We start from the raw sequence: 22,515 nt of genomic DNA on the forward strand, positions 1-22,515 counted from the left end.
AAGTAAACACCGTGTGAAAAGCATGTCGGCGTTTCGGATGGCATGCGGTTTTCAGGTGCGGCGCACGAAGGCGCGCATGGTTTGCCCTGGCCCGGTGCTGAAGACCGTTGGGCGGGGCATGCCTTCATCCGCTGCGATAAACACAAAATTATCGCCTTCGAGGCGATAACTGGCGGGTAACGCTTTGCCGGCGTCATCGCCCATGGAATCTACCCAGGTAATACGTTTGGGCGTGGTGCTGCTGTCCAGGGAAAACCGGCCAGCCAGCAATACGTTGCCAGCGACGGTTCGGACTTCGAACTGATCACCCTCAATCGTGGTAATGGCGCCTGGCGCGCTGTGTGCGTCCGCAGGGTTGAGTACGCCGCTGTCTTCCAGGGAAGTCTGCTCCCAGGCGCCCTGAAGCGCGGTGAAGTCCGGGTCTGGTTGAAGTTTCATGCAAGTTCCTTTTGCTGGAGATTGATTGGCGCGATGATAACTGAAAGGGGATTGAACCTGGTTGGGTGCCGAGTTTTTTGTGGGTTGCCAGCGCAACCGCCTGCGCTGTAAATAGCCTCACTCTGGGCTTGCATCCAGGCAGGCGCACGTGAGTCCTACGCGTTGCGTAGACAGCTTTTCACAATTCTTAGTTAACCTTTGGTTACAAACTGTGGCTAAATAAAGGTCTAAGGCGTGGTTTAGGAAGTGACTCGTCCGGCCAGCCGCCACTATGTAATCGTGATTTCAGGTGCTGCTTATTTATCCTCGGCCGTTGTGGGCATGCAGGAGCAGCCTGTTCTCTTCTAACTTGTGACGAATCCCTTGAAACTCATCATTGTTGTTCTCTACGTTGCCTCCATTGCGTATGTTCACCTGCGTGGCAGAGTGCGACACAAGCTGGGTCGCCAGCTTAGCGATCACTCGACGTTCCTTGCGCCGATCAACTGTTTCCTCTACTTGTTTTCCAGGCAGCCAAGCCGTCCGTTTCTGTCGCCCAGCGACTTTCCGGACCTGAGCCCGCTGCAGGAGCACTGGGAGGAAATCCGCCAGGAAGGTCAGAACCTGATGCGCGCGGGCGAGATCAAGCGCTCGGACCAATACAATGACGTGGGTTTCAACTCGTTTTTCAAGTCGGGCTGGAAGCGCTTTTACCTTAAGTGGTACGGCGACAGTCACCCTTCGGCGATGAAGCTGTGCCCGCGTACCACTGAGCTGGTGCAAGGCATTGGCTCGATCAAGGCGGCGATGTTTGCCGAGTTGCCGCCGGGCTCCAAGCTGGTGCGCCACCGTGACCCGTATGCAGGCTCTTATCGTTACCACCTGGGCTTGGACACGCCGAACGATCCGGGTTGCTACATCAATGTGGATGGCGAGAGTTACTACTGGCGGGACGGTGAGCCGGTGATGTTTGACGAGACTTACATTCACTACGCGGAAAACACTACGCAGCAGAACCGCATCATTCTGTTCTGTGACATTGAGCGCCCGATGAAGTACCGCTGGGCGGCGGCGTTTAACCGTTGGTTCAGTCGTAATGTAATGGCGGCTGCGGGTTCGCCTAATGATGAGGGTGACAAGACCGGTGGTTTGAACCGCGCGTTTACGCGGTTGTACAAGATTCGTTTGCGTGGCAAGGAACTGAAAAAGCGTAATCGTGCGCGGTATTACCTGGAAAAATGGGCGATTTTCGCTGGGTTGGCGCTGATTTTTATCCTGATCTGATCTGATCTGATCTGATCTGCCTGCTGCTCCAAGTGTGGGAGCTGGCTCGACAAGCCAGCCCCCACATTTGATCGCGTGCAGCTCTGCTGTTGCCAAGGTGAACCGCCGTCAGGGCGCAACCCTTAGCCGCCGTTACCCCAATAACGGGTATGCACTCATCCGCCACACTCAAACTCCCCCCGCAAATGTTATTCACGACCTGTTCACTCGATAAACGACACCCCCTCAAACATACCCATTGAACGACTGTTCAGTTTGCACTATGTTGACCGCATCCACCCGTTTGCACACAACCGGGTTCGCGCTTTTTCTTCTTGAACGAGAGGCTCTGGCATGCGGTTTTCCCCCTTCGTCGAACGAATTGCAGGGCAGGGCGTCGCCGCCTGGGACATCCACCACGCCGCGTTCCAGGCTGCCAGCCAGGGCGAAGACATCATCATCCTCAGCGTCGGCGACCCCGATTTCGCCACGCCGGCCTTCATCACCGAAGCCGCAGTCAGCGCGTTGCACAGCGGTGACACGCACTACACCGAAATCCCCGGCCGCGCCGCCCTGCGCGAGGCTGTGGCGGCGCGCTACAGCAAGACCCTGGCATGCTCACTAAACGCCGACAACGTGATCATCGTGCCCGGCGCACAGAACGCGTTGTTCATCAGTTCCCTGTGCCTGCTGCAAGCCGGTGATGAAGTGCTGGTGCTCGACCCGATGTACGTCACCTACGAAGCCACGCTCAAAGCCAGTGGCGCCACCCTGGTGCGCGTACCGTGCTCGCCGGAGTCCGGGTTTCGCCTGGATGCACAACGCCTGGCTGCCGCCATCACCCCGCGCAGCCGCGCCATCTTCTTCTCCAACCCCAATAACCCCACCGGCGTGGTGCTCAACCCGCAGGAACTGCAAGCGATAGCCGACCTGGCCACCGCCCACGACCTGTGGGTGGTGGTGGATGAGGTCTACGAAAGCCTGGTGTTTGACGGCCAATACCACAGCCTCGCCGCGTTACCCGGCATGGCCGAGCGCTGCATCGTGATTGGCAGCCTGTCCAAATCCCACGCCATGACCGGCTGGCGAACCGGCTGGTTGATCGCCTCGCCGGAAATGATCGCCCACGCCGAAACCCTGGTGCTGAGCATGCTCTACGGCTTGCCGGGTTTTGTGATGGAAGCCGCCACAGCAGCCGTGCTGGCCCATGACGAAGTGACGGTGGGCATGCGCGACATCTACCGGCGCCGCCGTGACCTGGTCGTGGCCGGCCTGAGTGCGTGCCCGGGCATCAAGGTACAAGCGCCGCAAGCCGGGATGTTTGTGCTGGTAGACGTGCGTGGCACGGGCCTGGGGTCGTTGGATTTTGCCTGGCGCCTGTTCCGCGAGGCGGGTGTTTCGGTGCTGGATGCCGCGGCGTTTGGCGAGCCGGCGCAAGGGTTTGTGCGGCTGTCGTTCACCTTGGGCGAAGCACGCCTGGCCGAAGCCTGCCAGCGTATCGCCAGGTTCGTCGCCAAGCTGGCCGGTGAGCCGCGTGTGGCGCCGACGCCTGAGATCGACGTGCTGCCGCCTGTCGAAGCGCGCAAGATGATTGAGGTGATCGACCTGCACAAGCGCTTCGGCAATATCGAAGTGCTCAAAGGCATCTCGCTCACGGCCAACGAAGGTGAGGTGATTTCGCTGATCGGCGCCAGCGGCTCAGGCAAAAGCACCTTGCTGCGCTGCATCAACATGCTTGAAGTGCCCGACCAGGGCAGCATCCATGTCGACGGTGAAAGCATCAAGCTCAACTACGGCATGCCCGGCGCGCCGCTGGTCGCCGATGCCAAGCAATTGGTACGCATCCGCTCGACCCTGGGCATGGTGTTCCAGAACTTCAACCTGTGGCCGCACCGCACCGTCCTCGAAAACCTTATCGAAGCGCCCACCCAGGTACTGCGCGAAAGCCGTGCCGAGGCCATCGAGCGCGCCGAAGCCTTGCTCGACCGCGTTGGCCTGGCCGCCAAACGCAATGAATTCCCGGCGTTCCTGTCCGGAGGCCAACAGCAGCGTGTGGCGATTGCCCGCGCGTTGGCCATGCGCCCCAAAGTCATGCTGTTCGACGAACCCACCTCAGCCCTCGACCCCGAACTGGTGGGCGAAGTGCTGCGTGTGATCCGCTCCCTGGCCGAAGAAGGCCGCACCATGATCCTGGTCACCCATGAAATGGCCTTCGCCCGGGATGTGTCCTCCAAAGTGGCTTTTCTGCACCAAGGCTTGATCGAAGAAACCGGCACGCCGGACGCGGTTTTCCTCGACCCACGCAGTGAGCGTTGCCGACAGTTCGTCAACGCGCATCAAACTCGCTAACTCCAGAAAAAGACGGGGCAAATCATGAAATGCAAACGCATGGCAACGTGGTTGGGCAGTGCAGTGTTGATGTTGACCGCAGGTTTTACCCTGGCGGCAGAAAAACCCATCGTGTTCGCGGTGGCGGCCGAACCCTATCCGCCGTTCACCGTAAAAGGCGGTAACGGCCAGTGGTCGGGCTTTGAAGTGGACCTGATCCACAAGCTGTGTGAAGGCATGAAAGCCGAATGTCAGATCAAGGAAGTGGCGTGGGACGGCATCATTCCGTCGTTGCTGGCGAAGAAAATCGACGTGATTTTCTCCTCGATGTCGGTCACCGATGAACGTGAAAAACAAATCGCCTTCAGCCGCGCCTATTACGATTCACTGCTGGGCGTGGCAGGCCCCAAAGGCGCTACGGTGGACATCACCCCCGAAGGCCTCAAGGGCAAGTTGATCGGCGTGCAGATCTCCACGGTCAGCGCCAACTACCTGAAGAAGTACTACGAAAACATCGCTGACCTCAAGTACTACGACACCCAGGAGTCGGCGAATGCCGACCTGATCGCCGGGCGTATCGACTACATGATGGCCGACGACACCGCCATCGCCATGATGGTCAAGACCCCGGAAGCCAGCGGCCTGGCGCATATCGCCAGCGTGCCCTACGACCCGATCATCGGGCGTGGCGTCGGCGCTGGTTTGCGCAAGGAAGACACCGCGCTCAAGGCACGCCTGGACAAAGCCATCGGCGAACTGCTGGTGAGCAAGGACTATGACGACTTGTCCCAGCACTATTTCGGCCTGTCGGTCAGCCCGTGCAAGCGCGGTGACACGCCGGCCTTTGTGAGCAAGACCTGTGACAGCCCCTATCAGCAAATCGCCCAGAAGACCGAATAATGCTCGATCTCCTCAGCTTTGGTGACCAAGGATGGGGCAACGCACTGCTCAAAGGGTTATGGATGACCCTGCAAATCTCCGTTGGCGCGTTTGCCGTGGGCTTGCTGATCGGCCTGGTGGTGGCCTGCGCCAAGCTCAGCGCGCCGCGCCCGATTGCGCTGCTGATGCGCGGTTACACCACGGTGTTTCGCGCGGTGCCGGAACTGCTGCTGATCCTGCTGCTGTATTACGCAGGCTCCATGGGCCTCAACGCGTTGATGCTGTGGCTGGGTTTTGCCCAGGTCAACATCAGCGGGCCGTTGGTGGCGATCCTGGTATTGGGGCTGGTACAGGGCGCCTATGCGTCAGAGATTTTCCGCGCGGCAATCCTGGCGATTCCCCACGGCCAGATCGAAGCGGCGCGGGCCTTCGGCTTGAGCGGCGTTGGCCTGTTTCGCCGGGTGACCTTGCCGATCATGGCGCCGTATGCGCTGGCGGGGATGTCCAACCTGTGGATCAACTTGATCAAGGACAGTGCCTTGATCAGCGTGGTCGGTACCAATGAGCTGCTGTACACCGCCAAGCAGGCGGCGGGTTCCACCCGTCATTACTTGCTGTTCTACCTCACGGCCGCCGCCTTGTATTACCTGGTGACGCTGGCTTCCAACTACCTGTCCGGACGCCTGGAACGACGTATTCGTCGCTGGATGCCGGTTGTCGAGTGAGGCGCGCATGCCTGAGTGGATAAGTTACTACGCCGGGCTGATCGCCAAGGGCTTGCAGACCACCTTGTCATTGCTGTTGATCAGCGCCGTGCTGGGTTTTGCCCTCGCGGTGCTGGTGGCTCTGGCGCGGTTATCACGGCGCAAATGGCTGGCGCGCGGTGCGCTGGCCTACACCAGTGTGCTGCGCGGTACGCCGCTGCTGATCCAGATCTACATTTTCTACTACGGCCTGGGCAGCCTGTTTGCCCAGTTCCCGATGATCCGCGGCAGTTTTTTGTGGCCGTTCCTGCGTGACGGCTACTGGTACATCGTGTTCGCCCTGGTGTTGTCGGTGGGCGCCTACGTCGGTGAAGTGATTCGCGGTGGCCTGCTGGCGGTGCCCAAGGGCGAGATGGAAGCCGCTTCGGCATTTGGTATGACCCCGCGCCAGGCCCTGCTGCGGGTGCGCTTGCCACGGGCGATGCGTCTGCTGTTGCCGACCTTGGCCGGTGAGACGGTGATGCTGCTCAAATCCACCGCGCTGGCATCGACCATTGCCGTGGTCGACCTGCTGGGCGCGGCTAACGTCGTACGTGCGCAGACCTTGCAGATCTATCAACCCTTATTGTTGGTGGCCGGTGTTTACCTGTGCCTGACCTTCCTCATCGAGGGCGTCTACGCCATCGCCGAACGGCGCGGCACGCCGCTGCGCAGGTCGGCGGGATGAAACAGGACGGCGCGCTGCAAGGGATTGCCCTGTGCTCATTGGCCTACGCGTTTCTGGCGTTGCAGGACGCGGTGATCAAATGGCTGGTGGCCGATTATTCGGTGTTCAGCATTCTGTTCTGGCGCAGCCTGGTGGTGGTCGGTGCGTGCGTGATCGCCGGGCGCATGGGCTTGTTGCGTCGGGCGTGGAGCTCGGTGAGCCGCAAGCTGCTGATCATTCGTGGGCTGCTCTCGCTGCTGGCGTGGTTGTTGTATTACACCGCCGCCAAGGACCTGACCCTGGCGGAAATGACCACCTTGTATTTCTCCGCGCCGGTCATGGTCACGCTGCTGGCTGCGCTGATCCTCAAGGAACGTGCGAGCCGTGGGCAATGGGTGGCGCTGATCATCGGGTTTGTGGGTGTGGTGATCGCTTGTCGCCCCAGCAACATGCTCGATCCAGTGCCTATCGCGCTGACCCTGGCGGCCGCGTTGTGCTGGGCGTTCACCTATATCCAGCTGCGCCAGGTCGACCCGGCAACCTCGGTGCTGGAGCAGATGCTGATCACCAATGTGGTGTTCGTGGTTTGTATGGCGCTGACCTTGCCCTGGACCCACACGCCAGCGCCGACCCCGGCCTGGTTGGGGATGCTGGCCGCAGGTCTGGTCGGCGGCATAGGTCAGTTCCTGTTGTTTGCGAGTTTCCGCCGGGCCACGGCGACCTTGCTGGCGCCGTTCGAATACACCGGGTTGATCTGGGCGTTTTTGCTCTCGAGCCTGATCTGGGGCACGTCAATGGATGTGTCGCTGATCATCGGCGCCGTGTTGATCGCGGTCAGCGGCACCCTGGCCATGCTCAGCGCCCGCCACTCGGAATCACAAGATGTGGTCGGCGCCGAATGCTCCGTAACGCAACCCCTGTACCCAGCAACGACAGATGTGCAGCCTGTTGGCGGGGCTGAAAGTACCGGGGTTCAGACACCCCTCGAGCCAGAGCCCGTCGAGCATCGCCGATAGGCCAATGGCGGCCAGGTGGCTGTCGTGGATCAGCAGGTTTTCGCTGCGGGCCAGGTCGTCCAGCAGCTGTTGGATCAGCGCCAGGTAGGCGCGGTAGCTGTTTTCGTGGGACTGGTTTACGTGGGGCGAGTGGCGGATCAGGCTCCAGAACACCACCCACACGCCGAGCAGGTCGGGGTCCATCACCCGTGGCGAAAACGACGCGCTAAGAAACGCGTCCAGGCGCGCAGCGGCGCCTTCGGCCAGCTCGACTTGCGCCCATAACGCGCTGGTCAGCTCATTGGCGAGCTTGTGGTAAGTCTCGGCGATCAATGCGTCGATGCTGCCGAAATGGTGGTTGAGCAAACCCACCGAAACGCCGGCTTCGGCGGCAATGCGGCGCACGGAAATCCCGGCGTGGCCGTCACGGGCCAGGCAGGTAAGGGTCGCGGCAACCAATAAGTCGCGGCGTTCATCGGGGTCGGCGCGGCGCAGTTTGGGAGGGTCGATGGTCACGGGCATGCCTTTGATAAAAGACCAGGGTGCTCAGGTTAATTGAACGTGTGTTCAATCTCTAGCGATTAAATGATCAGAGGAGGGCAAGGCATGGCAAAAGACCTTTCGTGGCAGGTGCCAGGCGATGCCGGCAACACACTGCACATCGGCGCCTGGCGCTTTGAAGGCGACGGCAGTGGCCCCAAGGTGCACCTGCAAGCGGGTGTACACGCCGATGAAATCGCCGGAATGCTGGTGCTGCACCAACTGCTGCCGCGCTTGCAGGCGTGTCAGGCCCAGGGCCGCCTGCGCGGCAGTGTGACCGTGGTGCCCCAGGCCAACCCCTTTGGCATTGGCCAGTTTCGCCAGGGCAAATTGCTCGGGCGTTTCCATGAGGCCACCGGGCAAAACTTCAACCGTGCGTTCGATCATTCCCTGGCCATGGAACGCCCCGCGAGCAACCTGGCGCACTGGCAAAAAAGTTTAGTGCAGTTGGCGTCCGACGCCGATCTGGTGCTGGACCTGCATACCGACGATGAGGCCTTGCCGTACCTTTATATTCATCGCAGTTTCTGGCCTGAACAAGGCCTGGCACTGGCGGCCGCGTTGCAGGTCGAGGTGGTGATTGTCTGGGATGAAGGCGGTGACGGCTCTTTTGAAGAAACCATCATCAACCATGGCGCGCCGCGCTTGGCCGCGACTGTCGAATTGCGCGGGCAGGCCGATGTCAGCGATGCGCTCGCGCAACAAGACGCCGACGGGCTGTGGGCGTGGCTGTGCATCAATGGCGTGATTGATGAAGTCGCCACGATCAGCGAATGGCAGGGCGAAGTGGTGGACATGGGCTGCATGGAAACCGTCCTCGCGCCCTGTGCCGGTGTGCTGGTGTTTGAAAAAAGCCTGGGTGACCTGGTAGAAGAGGGCGAGCGTTTCGCGCGCATTATAGGCTGCCCTGGCGACCCGTCTTCGGAAGTGTTTTTGCAGGCAGCGCAAACCGGCCGCATGGTGACACGCCACCGTGAGCGCCGGGTGGCCCAGGGGGCGGTGGTGGCCAAATTCACCGGCACACGGTTGTCGGACAGCTACAGCGGCGGTGTGCTGGACCCTTAGATCCCCAGACCTACACATAACCCTTGTGGGAGCCGGGCTTGCTCGCGAAAGCGGAGTGTCAGAGAAGGACGTGTTGACTGACTCACCGCATTCGCGAGCAAGCCCGCTCCCACAATTTACCCTCGTAATCGGCAATCAGGTCGCCTTCGATCAATGGATAAGTGGGCTATACCTACAGTTCAGGGCTATCGACGATGACTGCCAGGGAGTTCAATGATGAAATCAAGGCTAATGATCAGCACGCTGTGCGTTGCAATTGCAATGGTCGGCTGTGCCAGCAAGGTAACGCAACCGGACGAATATTCAGGCTTTCTCTCGGACTACAGCCTCCTCAAAGAGGCGAAGTCGCCTTCAGGGGCCGAGGTGATGCGCTGGGTTGATCCCGAGCTGAGTCTGAATAACTTCACGGCGGTGTTCATCGAACCGACGCAGTTTTACCCCAAGCCCCAAGCTACTGCGAAAATTCCCGACAGCACCCTCAACGGCATCAACACCTATTACAACCAGGCGCTCAAGCGTGAGCTGGCCAAATCGCTGCCGCTGGCCAACGCGCCAGGCCCAGGTGTGATCGTGGTGCGCGCGGCCATTACCGCCGTCAGCAGCAAGACCGAAAGTCTCAAGCCCTACGAGTATGTCCCTGTGGCGCTGGTGGCTGCTGCAGTGAGCGCCGGCACCGGCATTCGTGACCAGGAAACCACCCTGGGCACTGAAGCGCAGTTCCTCGACGGTGGCAGCGGCAAAGTAATTGCCCAGGTGGTGCGCAAAGGCACCGGCAAGCCGTTGTCCAACGACTCGCAGGTGATGAAGGCCGATGACGTAAAAAGCGTGATTGACGGCTGGGCGTCGGACTTGCATCAGTCCTTTGTGAAGCTCAAAAAGCCCTGACTACTAACTGTGGCAAGGGCGCAAGCACCCTTGTTGGCCTGATGTCTTCAGGCGCGTGCCCGCCCTTGCGCACGGGCACGCTGCTTTCACCCGAGCATTATTTAAGCGGGGTCAGTGGCGGCAGCTTCCATTGGCCATTCCCCACCTCAGGCTTGGGCAGGTAAATCCGCAGTACGGCGTAAAACGGACCGGGCGGGGCCGGCAACCAGTTGCTCTGTTCGGCCTTTGGCGGCTCGTGATGCTGCAAGGCCAAGGTCAGGCCACCGTCGGCGTCCAGTTTGAGGTTGGGCAGCATCGCTGAGTTGATCAGGTAGCGCTTCTTGAGGTTGGGCGCCAGCAGCTTGGTTTTGGCGTCGTACATGGTCAGCGACCAGAACGCTTCGGCCGGTGGCAGCTGGTCCTTGGCAAAGTGCACGGTGTAGCTGTGGCGTGCGCCGTTGGCCGGTTTGCCTTCGCTGTCGACGAAGTAGCTCATGTAGATGGCTTCGTCGGTGGAGTTGCCGAAAATCCCCATGTTTGCGCCGGCATAGCGGTACAGGTAGTTGTTTTTCAGGCGGTCACGGCTGCCGAACAGGTCGCTGCTGGTGACTTGGTGAGTGTCGATTTTGTCTTTCTTGAACGCGGCGAACTCAGCGCGGCCATCGGCAATCCCGTCTTCCAGGGCTTTGCGCTGTTCAGCGGTCAGGTCCTTGACCTTGAAGGGCGCGCCGGGGGCGATGCCGATCCTGGCAAAGCGCGTCATCAGGTCTTTCTCGCTGTCCTGAGGCGCGGCAAAGGCCAGCATGAAGTTGAGGTAGCGAAACAGCTGCGGGCCTTCGGTCATGGTTGCCATGGGTTTGGGCCATTCGATCTTCGCTACTTTGGCCGGCGCAGGCTGTTTCACGTAGGCACTCAGCGGCTGCACTTTGTAGCCATTCTGGATCTGCTTGACCTTGTTCAAGTCCTTTTCATCAAACAGCTGCGTGCGGTACAGCGCATAGGCAATGTTGCTTTCGCTGTAGATCACGCGATCGACGTCGACAGGTTGCTGACCTTTCCAGTCCGGCCCGGCGATCATGTAGTGGCCACCATTGTTGCCGGTGCTGCGGGTGCCCAGGTAGGCGATGTTCTGGGTGTATAGATCGATCAACTGTACCGAGTAGTAACGGTTGTCTTCAATCTTGGGCAGGGTCAGCACCAACGGCTCTTTGCGCAGGTCCATCCACACGAAAGAGTAGGGTGTGTCCGAGTTCGGAGTGACGAATGCGGTGTCCCTGGGTGTGAACACCTGGGCGGTGTTGCCGATATGATTGAACGGTGCCTTGTAGTTGGCACCGCCTTTATCAACGGCCTGGGTGTAGAGCGTCTTGTACATCTCCACTACCGGGTAGCCATACAGGTAGGCTTCCTTGGCAATGGCCCGGGCTTCAGTCGGGGTCGCCGTGAAATCGGCCCAGGCGCCGGTGCTCATGAGTATCGAGAGGCTCGCCAACAGCAGGCGCGTCGGTTTTCCAATCATGTTGTTGCGTCCTTCCTGAGTGCTTTTTAGAGGGCGTGGGATCAAAGCCCAGAGTTTCCTGTTTTATTGGCCGAACGTCACGTTAATCCCTGCAAACAACGTGAGCTGAGTGACTCCGTCGGCCTTGCGTGCCACTGTCCATGGCGGTTCGTCAAAAGCGCCAAGGATATGACTGCCGGCTTTCCAGGCCCTGCCCGTGCCCAGTCGATGGGAATGTAGTGGATGTGGGGGTGTTCACGGTTTTGAGTGCCGCAGTTGTGGGCATTGCCTGTGAGGCAGTGCCCTCAAGCGGCAGGCAACATCGATTTGACCTTGTCACGCAGTTGATCAATGGAGAACGGCTTGGCAATTACCTGCATACCTGCGGGTACGTCGATGTTTTCGGCATAGCCGCTGGCGAACAGGATCGGCAGGCTAGGGCGAAGCACGCGTACTTGGGTGGCCAGATCCTTGCCGCTCATGCCTGGCAGGCCCATATCGGTCATCATCAGGTCGATATGCTTGTCGGCATCTTCAGCCATCTTGAGGGCCTGTTCGGCATCGGCAGCCTCAAACACCGAGAACTCCAACTCTTCGAGTACATCGACGATCAGCATGCGCACGATGGCGTCGTCTTCGACTACAAGGATGGTGGAGGGGGCAGCGCACATAGGGGGAATTCCTGAAAAATGGAAGGGCAGGTGTCTGTCGGTTGTAAGACCGTTCTCTACTGAGTCACGGCCATCTCGGCAAGTTCCATTGGTGGGGCATTGTGAAGGGAAAGGGGGCAAATGTCGCGTGGCATGGAGGCGGTGTGCTGAGCGGGCAATGCGTCAATGACACGCTACAAGCGGGCCATTGACACCAGGGGGTCAAGCGAAAGTCAAAGTGTGGTGTTAAACAGGGCATACGGTTTGTTGTAGGGCACCGTCATAACAAAGTCTCCATCACTGAATTCGCTGATGTGGTACTCCGGCACACCTTTGGTCACCGCCACGGGATCAAGGGTGCCCGCCGTCTTCCCGCTGTTCAAGGAGACTTCCAAGCCTTTTCGCATTGAGGCTTCATTTGGAAAAGTTGCAAGACCGAAGTTTGGATTAAAGAAAAACCATTCCTTCTGGTTGTTTTTATCGAGCGTGACGCCCGCCAGAAGCCCATGGTTCTGGGTGCTGATCTTCAGGAGCGTGGGAGGGCTTGCGGTACTTAAACGCGCAGCAACGTCGGTATACGGCACTTGGCTGACGCGTTGAATACCGTGAAACTGTTCGCGGAGCACCTGATGCATTTCGTTCAGCTCTTTGCGAAAGGCCCGAACCTTGGTGTCGTTAGCATTCCTGGCGGCTTTGAAAAAGTTATTGATGAAGGCGTCCCTGCGGTTGTTAAGAATGGCCAGCGCCATCGTATTCACTAGGGCTGCACACTCACCATTGGACGCCAGGTCAGTTTGGCTGAGATAGAAGTTCTGCGGCATGATGTAGGCCTTGCCACCTTCGGCCAGTACTTCCGCTTCAAACGTCTTGAAGCTCTCAAGACTCTGGATCGCCATGCGCTTTTCTATCTCTTTGGCCAATGTGCCGATGGCTTCGGGATTCCCGGCCTTGCTGACGGCCAAGCTTTTTATCTGCGAGACCCTCATGCTCGAGTGATAGCCCGGGATATCGTCGACAACCCCGGAAAGACCTCGAGCGTAAGCAACTGGGTTGCTTTGTTGCGCTGCCTGTAAGGCTTGCCTGAACTGATCTCCGGTTGCATTTGGTACGGGAGCGACATAAGTGGCCAGCCAATCTATGAAGTTGTTGTTTATTTCACCATTGGCCGCGACGGTTACAGGTTTGAAATCGGTGAGCCCGGTACCATACGGTTGTTGCGTGCCAGGGTTATAGCTATACCACTTGCCCTTTTGAAACACCGCGGCCCCTTCAGCAGTCCGCCCTGCAAGTTTGAAGGTCCCCGTCGCCACTATGCCGTGGGTATTACTGGCTGCCTTGAGCGCGCTGATAGCATCGGCACCTTTGGACAACAGGTAATTGCCGCCTTTACCCAATAGCTTGAGGCCTCCAACCGCCAAATCACCCAAACCACTCACGGGGTTGAGCAGGCCGAGCGTGGAGGCGCCGATAATCTGGACGGCCTTTAACCCCTTGGCGCCCGTGGAAAGAGCCGAGCCGCCTATCTTGATCAATTTTCCTGCGGTGGCGGCACCGGCACTCAGGAACCCGAAGATATCCAGTGTCAGGTCGAATATTCCATCGCCATAGTTGCCGTTCTGAAAGTTGATGACGGCTGATCTGAAAGGAATCAGATTTAACAGGAAATTACTCAGTGGTTTTGGCCCGCCCTGCAATGTATCCAGGGTAGTCTGGCCGCGCGCCAGTTCTTTTATCGCGGGGTCGTCGAGTTCAAGGTGTTCGGCAAATACTGTGCCTATGCGATGGGAGCGCTCGCTATTGAAGCTATCCAAGGGGCCGTCCTTTACCGGTTGCTCCGTGCTCAGACGACTGTCTGCCCCCTCGAGCTTGACCTGATTGACGGTAAATACCCTGTTGGCAATCATTGGCTTGGGTTGCGTGATCCTGGACAGCGGCACCCCTTCAATCGTGCCGCGGTTCAGGTCGATTTCGTAGGTGGTTATCTGACCTTCCAGCTCAACCTTGACCAACAGTTCCGGTTGATTTTTATCTGGCGTGCTGCCCCAGAAGCCGGTCGACAGCCTGGATGTGCGCTCATAAAAAAACTCGAGCTTCCCGAAATCGAATTTTTCTCGGTCCTCTAAGAGAAGTTGGGAGATCATGTGCTGAACGGTCGTAGCGACCGCGTCCTTTTTATCAGCGATTGCGCGTGCAAACTGCTGATCGAACGCCTCCTGGACGCCAAACCTTGGGTTACTGTTCAAGGCTTCCAATGGGATACGCGGGTCAGTTGACATAAAGGGGCGCGGATTCGGCATGTCCATCATGGCGATGTCCAATAGCGAATGCATGCCGCCCAGCCCGACTTGACCGGGCTCCCCGCGATACGGGTCTGTACCGAGCACCTTCAAGTCGAAAAGCGCTCCGAGGTCGCCAAATCGCTCGATGAGCTTGGTCCGCGCAATACCTTCTCGCGTGGGTAGTGCTTTGTCCAATGTCTGGCTGGCAACCAACCGCTTGCTGACTTGTCTGTTGAATTCATCCTTGAGGGTATTGAGTCGTTCGAGGCTATAGCTGTCCTCTGCATTTGCAACGAATACACCGTTGGCAACTCCCCAATCCACCAGTGCGCGGGCCTGAGCGTGCTCATTCGCAGCCGATGGTGCACATTTTTGTGCATGGCACATGACCTCGGCAAAGGTCATATTGGCGACGGTACCTGGCCGCTCGGCTTCGATAGCCGCGGCCGCAACCGTCAGGTTGAACCACGCCACGCTGCCGATTTTTACACTGTCGGGAATATCTTTAATCAGAAACTGCGGCGCTACCCTGGACAGCAACAGATGGGTAGCGAGTTTGACCGTGCTGGAATTGGCGCGGCCATTTTTCTCAAGATGACGGCTCAAACACGCGGTAACCTCTGAGGGTCGCTGCCCCCAGTGATCAGGGGCATGCAGAGGCCATTCGGCGATTTTGTTGCGCTCAGGTGCCCTGAGTGACTCCGGGTCGAGCCCCAGGTGAATCGCCGCTAATACGTAGTCGTAGAGGCTGTTGTCCGTGGCCGCGCCCTGCAGGTGGGCCTGCAAAGCCAGGCCGAGTGCTCGGGCCTTAGGCGAGTCGAGCAGCTTTTGTATCGTCACGGTCGGGTCTTGCAAGTCGCTTTGGCTGACCGAACTGCCGCTCAGCAGATAGGTCAGTACGCCATTGCCATGGGGTGGCAACGGCAAACCTGGCAAACCTGTTGTGTCGGATTTGAGGAAGGCGCGAATGCTGTGCTGGTCCGCCTTCGCCATGGGAATTGGCCAGGTGAGAGCGCCACCGAAATCACCCAGGGGGTGCTGTAAGGCCTTTTGCTCCAGTTTCTGCGCGAGTGCCGCCATCTCATCGACCGTGCGCGGCAGTTCAAAACCCAAGTGCGTGATCACTGTCGCCAGGGTTTGCGCTGCCGGCTGCACGTGGGCGTACGCCGAGTCTTTATGGGGCGTCAGACGACTATTGTTCAACCCGAATGAGACATTGTCCGGGGTAACGGGCTTGCCATACGTCCGGGTATCAATGCCGCGCAGTTGCTCGGCCAGGTTGCGCAGGTTCTGCTGGTCTGCCAGTTGTGTGCGCAAGGTGGCGGGGGCAGGTGTTTGAACCGCGTGTGGGGAATCTGAGGCGGTCGTAGTGAACGTGTGTGAAGCGTCTTGCGCAACCGGCGCGGGAGCTTCGACGACAAAGGCGCTGGGGTTGTCTGCCAGTGTGCGGGTAGGGGCGGTTATGCTCATTGGGGGTACCTTGGGGGGCAAAAAAGACGCCTTCCAAAAGATCTTCCGTGTTCGTGAGGCGCTGTCCTGAGTGCCGCAACCCTTCACCTACGTTCCGCCGCATCTGTATGCACGTATGTAAGGGGTCTGATGAAACCGGCCCGAATTGGCGTGTAACTCACTCGCAGCCTGTAGGCCAGCGCTTCAAAACAACGCACAAACATAGCCTTGCCCCCTGATATTCGGGCAAACTCCCCCTTTTTCTGCACTTGGCCAAGGCATGCCCATGACTCCCGCGTCGTCCGTCGATGAAAAGAGCTTCCGTACCCTGTTGAGCCGAAACGTCGCGTTACCCTTGGGCGTCGGCGTGCTCAGCGCGGTGTTTTTCGTCTGCCTGATCACTTATTTGCTGTCGGTTATCCAGTGGGTGGAGCACACCGACCGGGTTATCAATAACCTCAATGAGTCATCCAAACTGACGGTGGACCTGGAAACCGGCCTGCGTGGCTTTCTGATCACTGGCGACGAGCATTTCCTCGACCCTTACGAAGTGGCCAAGCCCCGCATCATTGGTGACCTGCGCAACCTGCAGGAGCTGGTGGCGGACAACCCACAGCAGGTCGACCGCCTCAAGCGTCTGGAGTCGATGCAATACGAGTGGAACAAGTACGCCCAATCGATGATCGACTTGCAGCGCAGCAGTGGCGATTACCGCGGGGCGGTGCAGGCCGGCCGCGGCAAGAGCCTGACCGACGCGATTCGCAACGAATACACGGATGCGGTGGCGATGGAGCAAGCGTTCCGTGTCACGCGCAATGCCGATGTCACCCGCACCACGATCATCAGCGTGACCTTGTACCTGGCCTTCGTGCTTGGACTGAGCGGTTTTCTGGCCTACATCGGTAGAAAGAATTTAATTGCATTGTCAGAGAGTTACAGCGCAAACCTCGCGTCACAACAGAAGATCGCCCGGCGCCTGGAGCAACAGGCCTGGCTGCGTAACGGCCAGACCGAACTGGCCGAACAGGTGCTCGGCCAACTGACGCTGAACATGCTTGGGCGCAATATCCTGCAGTTTTTCGCCCAATACATGGGCTCGGCGGTAGCGGCGCTGTATGTGCGCGAAGAGCACGGCGGCCTCAAGCGCGTGGCCACCTATGGGTTTTCCCGCGAGCAGGAGCAAAAAGAGCAGGCGATCTATAGCGACGAGGGCATCGTCGGGCAGGCCGCCCAGCTTGATCGCCTGATTCGCCTGGATGATGTGCCGGTGGATTACTTCAAGGTCAGTTCCGGCCTGGGCGAAGGTTCGACCCGCAGCGTACTGGTGGTACCGACCAGCGACGATGATCGCGTCAACGGCGTGATCGAACTCGGCTTCCTGCGCCCGTTGGATGATCGTGACGTCGAGCTGCTGGAGCTGATTGCCGGCAATATCGGCACCTCCATCGAAGCGGCGCGCTATCGCCAACGCCTGCAGGAAGTGCTCGCCGAAACCCAGCAGCTCAACGAAGAGCTGCAAGTGCAGCAGGAAGAACTCAAAACCGCCAACGAAGAGCTCGAAGAACAGTCACGTATCCTCAAGGAGTCCCAGGCCCATCTGGAAACCCAGCAGGCTGAGCTTGAGCAGACCAACGAGCAACTGGCCGAACAGACCCAGACTCTGGCCGAACAGCGCGACGCCATGGATCGCAAGAACGTCGAGTTGAACAAGGCTCAACTGGAACTGGAAGACCGTGCCGACGAGCTGCAGCGCTCCAGCAAGTACAAGTCCGAATTCCTCGCCAACATGTCCCACGAGCTGCGCACGCCGCTCAACAGCTCGTTGATTCTGGCCAAATTGCTGGCCGAGAACCCGCAGGAAAACCTCAGCACCGAGCAGGTCAAGTTTGCCGAGTCGATCTATTCGGCGGGCAACGACCTGTTGAACCTGATCAACGATATTCTGGACATTTCCAAGGTCGAAGCCGGCAAGCTGGAAATGCGCCCGGAAAACTCCAGCGTGGCGCGCCTGGTCGATGGCCTGCGCGGGATGTTCGAGCCGCTGGCGGCTGACCGCAAGCTGGGCTTCCAGGTGGACATTCAAGCGGATGCGCCGCCGATGCTGTTCACCGACCGCCAGCGCCTGGAGCAGATCCTCAAGAACCTGCTGTCCAACGCGGTCAAGTTTACCGAGCAGGGTGATGTCAGCCTGTCGGTATCCCGTGCACCAGGGGAGGGCGTAGCCTTTACCGTTCGCGACTCGGGCATTGGCATCGCGCCAGACCAGCAGGAAAGTATCTTCGAAGCCTTCCGCCAGGCCGATGGCACCACCAACCGCCGTTACGGCGGCACCGGGCTGGGCCTGTCGATCTCCCGTGATCTGGCGACCTTGCTCGGCGGCTATATCAGCGTGACCAGCGAACCGGGCAAGGGCAGCGTATTCACCCTGGTACTGCCGGAGCAATATGTAGAGCGCGAGGAAGGTGCCGCGCCGATCGAGCCGCCGCGCCAAGTGGTGGCGGCACCTGCACCCAAGCCCATCGCGATCTCACCGCTGCCGGTGGCCGATGCCAAGCAGATTCCGCGCTTTGCCGACGACCGCGACAAGGCACCGTTCGCTACCCGCTGCATCCTGGTGGTGGAAGATGAACCCAATTTCGCCCGCATCCTTTACGACCTGGCCCACGAACTGGGCTACAACTGCCTGGTCGCCCACGGCGCAGACGAAGGCTACAGTCTGGCCGAGGAGTACATCCCGGACGCGATTCTGCTGGACATGCGCCTGCCCGACCATTCCGGGCTGACCGTGTTGCAACGCCTCAAGGAGCACGCCAATACCCGCCACATTCCCGTGCATGTGATCTCCGTTGAAGACCGCGTCGAAGCCGCCATGCACATGGGCGCCATCGGTTATGCGGTGAAGCCGACCACCCGCGAAGAGCTCAAGGACGTGTTTGCGCGCCTGGAAGCCAAGCTGACCCAGAAGGTCAAGCGCGTGTTGCTGGTGGAGGACGATGACCTGCAGCGCGACAGCATTGCCCGCCTGATCGGCGACGATGACATCGAAATCACCGACGTCGGCTACGCGCAGGCCGCCTTGGACCTGCTGCGCACTAACGTCTACGACTGTATGATCATCGACCTCAAGCTGCCGGACATGCTCGGCAATGAGCTGCTCAAGCGCATGGCCACCGAGGATATCTGCTCGTTCCCGCCGGTGATCGTGTACACCGGGCGTAACCTGACCCGCGACGAAGAAGCCGAGCTGCGCAAGTATTCGCGCTCGATCATCATCAAAGGCGCGCGCTCACCTGAACGCTTGCTGGACGAAGTGACACTGTTTCTGCACAAAGTCGAATCCCAGCTGTCCCATGACCGCCAGAAGATGCTCAAGACCGCCCGCAGCCGCGACAAGGTCTTCGAGGGGCGCAAGATCCTGCTGGTCGACGACGATGTGCGCAACATCTTCGCCCTGACCAGTGCCCTGGAGCACAAAGGCGCGGTGGTGGTGATCGGGCGTAACGGTCATGAAGCCATCGACAAACTCAATGAAGTCGAGGACATCGACCTGGTGCTGATGGACGTAATGATGCCGGAGATGGACGGTTACGAGGCGACTGCCTTGATCCGCCAGGACCCACGCTGGAAGAAACTGCCGATTATTGCAGTGACGGCCAAAGCCATGAAGGACGATCAGGAACGCTGCCTGGCGGCGGGCTCCAACGATTACCTGGCCAAGCCGATTGACCTGGACCGGCTGTTCTCGCTGATTCGCGTATGGCTGCCAAAGATGGAACGCATTTAAGTGGAGCAAGTTTTCTTGGAAAAAAGCAGCGACATTGAGCTGCGCCTGCTGATTGAGGCAATTTACCTCAAGTACAGCTACGACTTTCGCGACTATTCCGGCGCGTCCGTCAAGCGCCGCGTGGCCCACGCACTGCGCCAGTTCGATTGCGCGACCATTTCTGCGCTGCAGGAGCGGGTGCTGCATGATCCGACGGCGTTCATGCAGTTGCTGCAGTTTCTGACGATCCCGGTGAGCGAGATGTTTCGCGACCCCTCGCACTTTCTGGCGATTCGCCGGGAAGTGGTGCCGCTGCTCAAGACCTACCCGTCGATCAAAATCTGGATCGCCGGGTGCAGCACGGGCGAGGAGGTGTACTCCATGGCGATCCTGCTGCGCGAAGAGGGTTTGCTGGAGCGCACCATCATTTACGCCACGGACATCAACCCGGCGTCCCTGGACAAAGCCAAGCAAGGGATTTTCTCCCTGGAGAACGTGCGTGCGTACACTGCCAATTATCAGCAGGCGGGCGGCCAACGTTCATTTGCCGACTACTACACAGCGGCTTACGATTACGCGATCTTCGACAAGACGCTGCGCGAGAACGTGACCTTTGCCGATCACAGCCTGGCAACCGATAGCGTATTCTCAGAAACTCAGTTAATTTCATGCCGTAACGTATTGATTTATTTCAATAAAAAGTTACAGGATCGAGCGTTTGGGTTGTTTCATGAATCGCTGTGCCATCGCGGCTTCCTGGTGCTGGGCAGTAAGGAAACCCTGGATTTCTCCGCCTACAGCAAGCAATTCGAACCCTTGGTCAAACAGGAACGGATCTACCGAAAATCATGAGCGAGGCCGCAACTAACCCGCCACGCGGGATTGAAGCCATCGTCGTCGGCGCCTCCGCCGGCGGTGTTGAGGCGTTGCTGACGATTTTTGGTACGTTGCCTGACACCTTCAGTTTGCCGATTATTGCCGTGTTGCACCTGCCGGATGAGCGCCGCAGCCAGCTGGCCGAAGTCTTTGCGCGGCGCCTGAGCATTCCGGTGCAAGAAGCACGCGACAAGGAAACGATTACGCCAGGCACCCTGTATTTCGCCGGCCCCGGCTATCACCTGTCGGTAGAAAGCGACCGTAGCCTGTCGATGAGCCAGGAAGACCGCGTGCACCATTCGCGGCCGGCCATCGATTACCTGTTCGCCTCGGCTGCCGACACCTACGGCAACAGCCTGCTGGCGATTCTGCTGACCGGCGCCAACCAGGATGGCGCGCGTGGCCTTGCCCACGTCAAAGACTCGGGTGGCACCACCATCGTCCAAGAGCCCACAGAAGCACGTATCGCCGTGATGCCCTTGGCGGCGCTGGCCTTGCACACACCTGATCATATTCTCACCTTGAGCCGGATTGGCTCACTGCTGGCTTCCCTGGAATCTTCCCCATGTTAAGTACTGTCCAGGCCAAACTGCTGATCGTCGACGATCTGCCGGAAAACCTGCTGGCCCTTGAGGCGCTGATCAAGCGCGAAGATCGGCAGGTTTTCAAGGCCTTGAGCGCTGACGAGGCCTTGTCACTGTTGCTGGAGCATGAGTTCGCCATGGCGATTCTCGATGTGCAGATGCCCGGCATGAACGGTTTCGAGCTGGCCGAACTGATGCGCGGCACCGAAAAGACCAAGAACATCCCGATTGTGTTCGTCAGCGCCGCCGGCCGCGAACTCAACTATGCCTTCAAAGGCTATGAAAGCGGTGCGGTGGATTTTTTGCACAAGCCGCTGGATATCCATGCGGTGAAAAGCAAGGTCAATGTGTTCGTCGACTTGTACCGCCAGAGCAAGGCCATGAAACAGCAGGTCGAAGCCCTGGAGCGCAGCCGCCGCGAGCAGGAGCTGCTGCTGACGCGCCTGCAGGCCACCCAGGCGGAGCTTGAGCAGGCCGTGCGCATGCGTGACGACTTCATGTCGATCGTCGCTCACGAAGTGCGCACACCGCTTAACGGGCTGATCCTGGAAACGCAGCTGCGCAAGATGCACCTGGCTCGGGATAACGCCGCCGCGTTTACCCTGGACAAGATGCACGCCATGGTTGACCGCGACGAGCGCCAGATCCAGAGCCTTATCCGCCTGATCGAGGACATGCTCGACGTGTCGCGCATCCGCACCGGCAAACTGTCGATTCGCCCGGCGCGCTTTGACCTGGCGCAACTGGTGCGCAACCTGGTGAAAAACTTCGCCCCGCAAGTGGCATCCGCCGGTTCTTCGATGCACCTGGTTGCCGATGAACCTGTGGAGGGCAATTGGGATGAGTTCCGTATTGAGCAAGTGGTCACCAACCTGCTCACCAACGCTTTGCGTTACGGTGCCAAAAGCCCAGTGGATGTGCGTGTGTACACCGAGCACGGTGAGGCGCGCGTCGAGGTGCGTGACCGTGGCATCGGCATCAGCGCAGACAACCAGAAGCGCATTTTCCAGCAATTCGAACGCGTTTCGGCCAGCCATGTAGCGGCAGGCCTGGGCTTGGGGCTGTTTATTTCCGAGCAGATCGTGACGGCCCATGGCGGCACCATCGAGGTGGAAAGCCAGATAGGCGAGGGCGCGTTGTTCAGGGTGTGCCTGCCACTTGGCGAGCCGCAATGAAATCAATCGTCGCCTCGACGCAACCTCTGCGTGACCCCATGGTCGTACTTGCAGCAACTGACCGGACAAAGGCTTCCCATGAGTGAAGATGCACAAGATGTCGTACTGATCGTCGAAGACGACGAATCCATTATGTTTGTGCTGGGTGAATACCTGGCAGGCCTGGGCTACCGGGTGCTGAAGGCGATCGATGGGGAGCAGGCCTTCGAGATTCTGGCGACCAAGCCGCACCTGGACCTGATGGTCACGGATTACCGCCTGCCGGGCGGGATTTCCGGGGTGCAGATCGCTGAGCCTGCGATCAAGCTGCGACCTGAATTGAAAGTGATCTTTATCAGCGGTTACCCGCAAGAAATACTCGACTGCAACAGCCCGATCACGCGCAACGCGCCAATCCTGGCCAAGCCGTTTGATCTGGATACCTTGCAAGAGCATATCCAGCGCCTGCTGGCCTGAAGCAATAGGGCTGCCTCGCAGCAG

General features: G+C 59.2%; 17 protein-coding genes and 1 pseudogene. 13 read left to right on the forward strand and 5 right to left on the reverse strand.

Annotated features, from left to right (window positions below; all coding sequences use genetic code 11):
- Positions 1-51 precede the first annotated feature (51 nt).
- On the reverse strand, positions 52-438 hold the full coding sequence (locus HX790_RS22735; protein ID WP_017138810.1) for a TIGR03067 domain-containing protein: 387 nt from the start codon (positions 436-438) through the stop codon (positions 52-54).
- 363 nt (positions 439-801) lie between these two features.
- On the opposite strand from HX790_RS22735, the gene lpxO reads away from it, so the two are divergent.
- From lpxO to HX790_RS22765, 6 genes are all read left to right on the forward strand, one after another.
- On the forward strand, positions 802-1,701 hold the full coding sequence (lpxO, locus tag HX790_RS22740; RefSeq protein ID WP_017138809.1) for a lipid A hydroxylase LpxO: 900 nt from the start codon (positions 802-804) through the stop codon (positions 1,699-1,701).
- A 333-nt stretch (positions 1,702-2,034) separates the two neighbouring features.
- Positions 2,035-4,029: an aminotransferase class I/II-fold pyridoxal phosphate-dependent enzyme gene (locus tag HX790_RS29755; protein WP_176992191.1), complete on the forward strand. Its 1,995-nt coding sequence runs from the start codon at positions 2,035-2,037 to the stop codon at positions 4,027-4,029.
- A 24-nt stretch (positions 4,030-4,053) separates the two neighbouring features.
- Positions 4,054-4,908, forward strand: a complete 855-nt coding sequence (locus tag HX790_RS22750; protein WP_026013821.1) for a transporter substrate-binding domain-containing protein — start codon at positions 4,054-4,056, stop codon at positions 4,906-4,908.
- Positions 4,908-5,612 (forward strand): ABC transporter permease, encoded by a 705-nt coding sequence (locus tag HX790_RS22755; protein ID WP_056859985.1) that lies wholly within the window; start codon positions 4,908-4,910, stop codon positions 5,610-5,612. Before HX790_RS22750 ends, HX790_RS22755 begins: the two co-directional genes overlap by 1 nt.
- Positions 5,613-5,619: 7 nt before the next feature.
- Positions 5,620-6,318, forward strand: coding sequence for an ABC transporter permease (locus HX790_RS22760; protein ID WP_017138806.1), 699 nt, complete (start codon positions 5,620-5,622; stop codon positions 6,316-6,318).
- Positions 6,315-7,313 carry a DMT family transporter gene (locus HX790_RS22765; protein ID WP_099549734.1) on the forward strand — a complete coding sequence of 333 codons (999 nt, stop codon included), beginning with the start codon at positions 6,315-6,317 and terminating at the stop codon, positions 7,311-7,313. Before HX790_RS22760 ends, HX790_RS22765 begins: the two co-directional genes overlap by 4 nt.
- Here HX790_RS22765 and HX790_RS29650 read toward each other — a convergent pair.
- Positions 7,269-7,814 (reverse strand): annotated as a pseudogene (locus tag HX790_RS29650) (TetR/AcrR family transcriptional regulator); the annotation flags it as partial. The gene HX790_RS22765 and the pseudogene HX790_RS29650 overlap by 45 nt on opposite strands.
- A gap of 84 nt (positions 7,815-7,898) precedes the next feature.
- Here HX790_RS29650 and HX790_RS22770 point away from each other — a divergent pair.
- The gene (locus tag HX790_RS22770; protein WP_176992192.1) at positions 7,899-8,897 is read left to right on the forward strand and encodes a succinylglutamate desuccinylase/aspartoacylase family protein; all 999 of its coding nucleotides are present in this window, start codon (positions 7,899-7,901) and stop codon (positions 8,895-8,897) included.
- 216 nt (positions 8,898-9,113) lie between these two features.
- Positions 9,114-9,782, forward strand: a complete 669-nt coding sequence (locus HX790_RS22775; RefSeq protein ID WP_176992193.1) for a DUF3313 domain-containing protein — start codon at positions 9,114-9,116, stop codon at positions 9,780-9,782.
- 97 nt (positions 9,783-9,879) lie between these two features.
- On the opposite strand, the gene HX790_RS22780 is transcribed toward HX790_RS22775, so the two are convergent.
- From HX790_RS22780 to HX790_RS22790, 3 genes are all read right to left on the reverse strand, one after another.
- Positions 9,880-11,280: a DUF1254 domain-containing protein gene (locus HX790_RS22780; RefSeq protein WP_099549738.1), complete on the reverse strand. Its 1,401-nt coding sequence runs from the start codon at positions 11,278-11,280 to the stop codon at positions 9,880-9,882.
- A gap of 284 nt (positions 11,281-11,564) precedes the next feature.
- On the reverse strand, positions 11,565-11,930 hold the full coding sequence (locus HX790_RS22785) for a response regulator (protein WP_176992194.1): 366 nt from the start codon (positions 11,928-11,930) through the stop codon (positions 11,565-11,567).
- Positions 11,931-12,142: 212 nt separating this feature from the next.
- On the reverse strand, positions 12,143-15,658 hold the full coding sequence (locus HX790_RS22790; RefSeq protein ID WP_176992195.1) for a hypothetical protein: 3,516 nt from the start codon (positions 15,656-15,658) through the stop codon (positions 12,143-12,145).
- 265 nt (positions 15,659-15,923) lie between these two features.
- Here HX790_RS22790 and HX790_RS22795 point away from each other — a divergent pair, with 265 nt between their 5' ends.
- From HX790_RS22795 to HX790_RS22815, 5 genes are all read left to right on the forward strand, one after another.
- Positions 15,924-19,421 (forward strand): response regulator, encoded by a 3,498-nt coding sequence (locus HX790_RS22795; protein WP_176992196.1) that lies wholly within the window; start codon positions 15,924-15,926, stop codon positions 19,419-19,421.
- Positions 19,422-20,252 (forward strand): protein-glutamate O-methyltransferase CheR, encoded by an 831-nt coding sequence (locus HX790_RS22800; protein ID WP_017138795.1) that lies wholly within the window; start codon positions 19,422-19,424, stop codon positions 20,250-20,252.
- Entirely contained in the window at positions 20,249-20,848 is a 600-nt protein-coding gene (locus HX790_RS22805) for a chemotaxis protein CheB (RefSeq protein WP_017138794.1), read from the forward strand. Before HX790_RS22800 ends, HX790_RS22805 begins: the two co-directional genes overlap by 4 nt.
- Entirely contained in the window at positions 20,842-22,035 is a 1,194-nt protein-coding gene (locus tag HX790_RS22810; RefSeq protein ID WP_017138793.1) for a hybrid sensor histidine kinase/response regulator, read from the forward strand. Before HX790_RS22805 ends, HX790_RS22810 begins: the two co-directional genes overlap by 7 nt.
- A gap of 78 nt (positions 22,036-22,113) precedes the next feature.
- Entirely contained in the window at positions 22,114-22,491 is a 378-nt protein-coding gene (locus HX790_RS22815; protein ID WP_003217591.1) for a response regulator, read from the forward strand.
- The last annotated feature ends 24 nt before the right edge of the window (positions 22,492-22,515 follow it).

Origin of the sequence: Pseudomonas sp. IPO3747 (assembly GCF_013385245.1) — a bacterium.
Lineage (GTDB): Bacteria > Pseudomonadota > Gammaproteobacteria > Pseudomonadales > Pseudomonadaceae > Aquipseudomonas > Aquipseudomonas edaphica.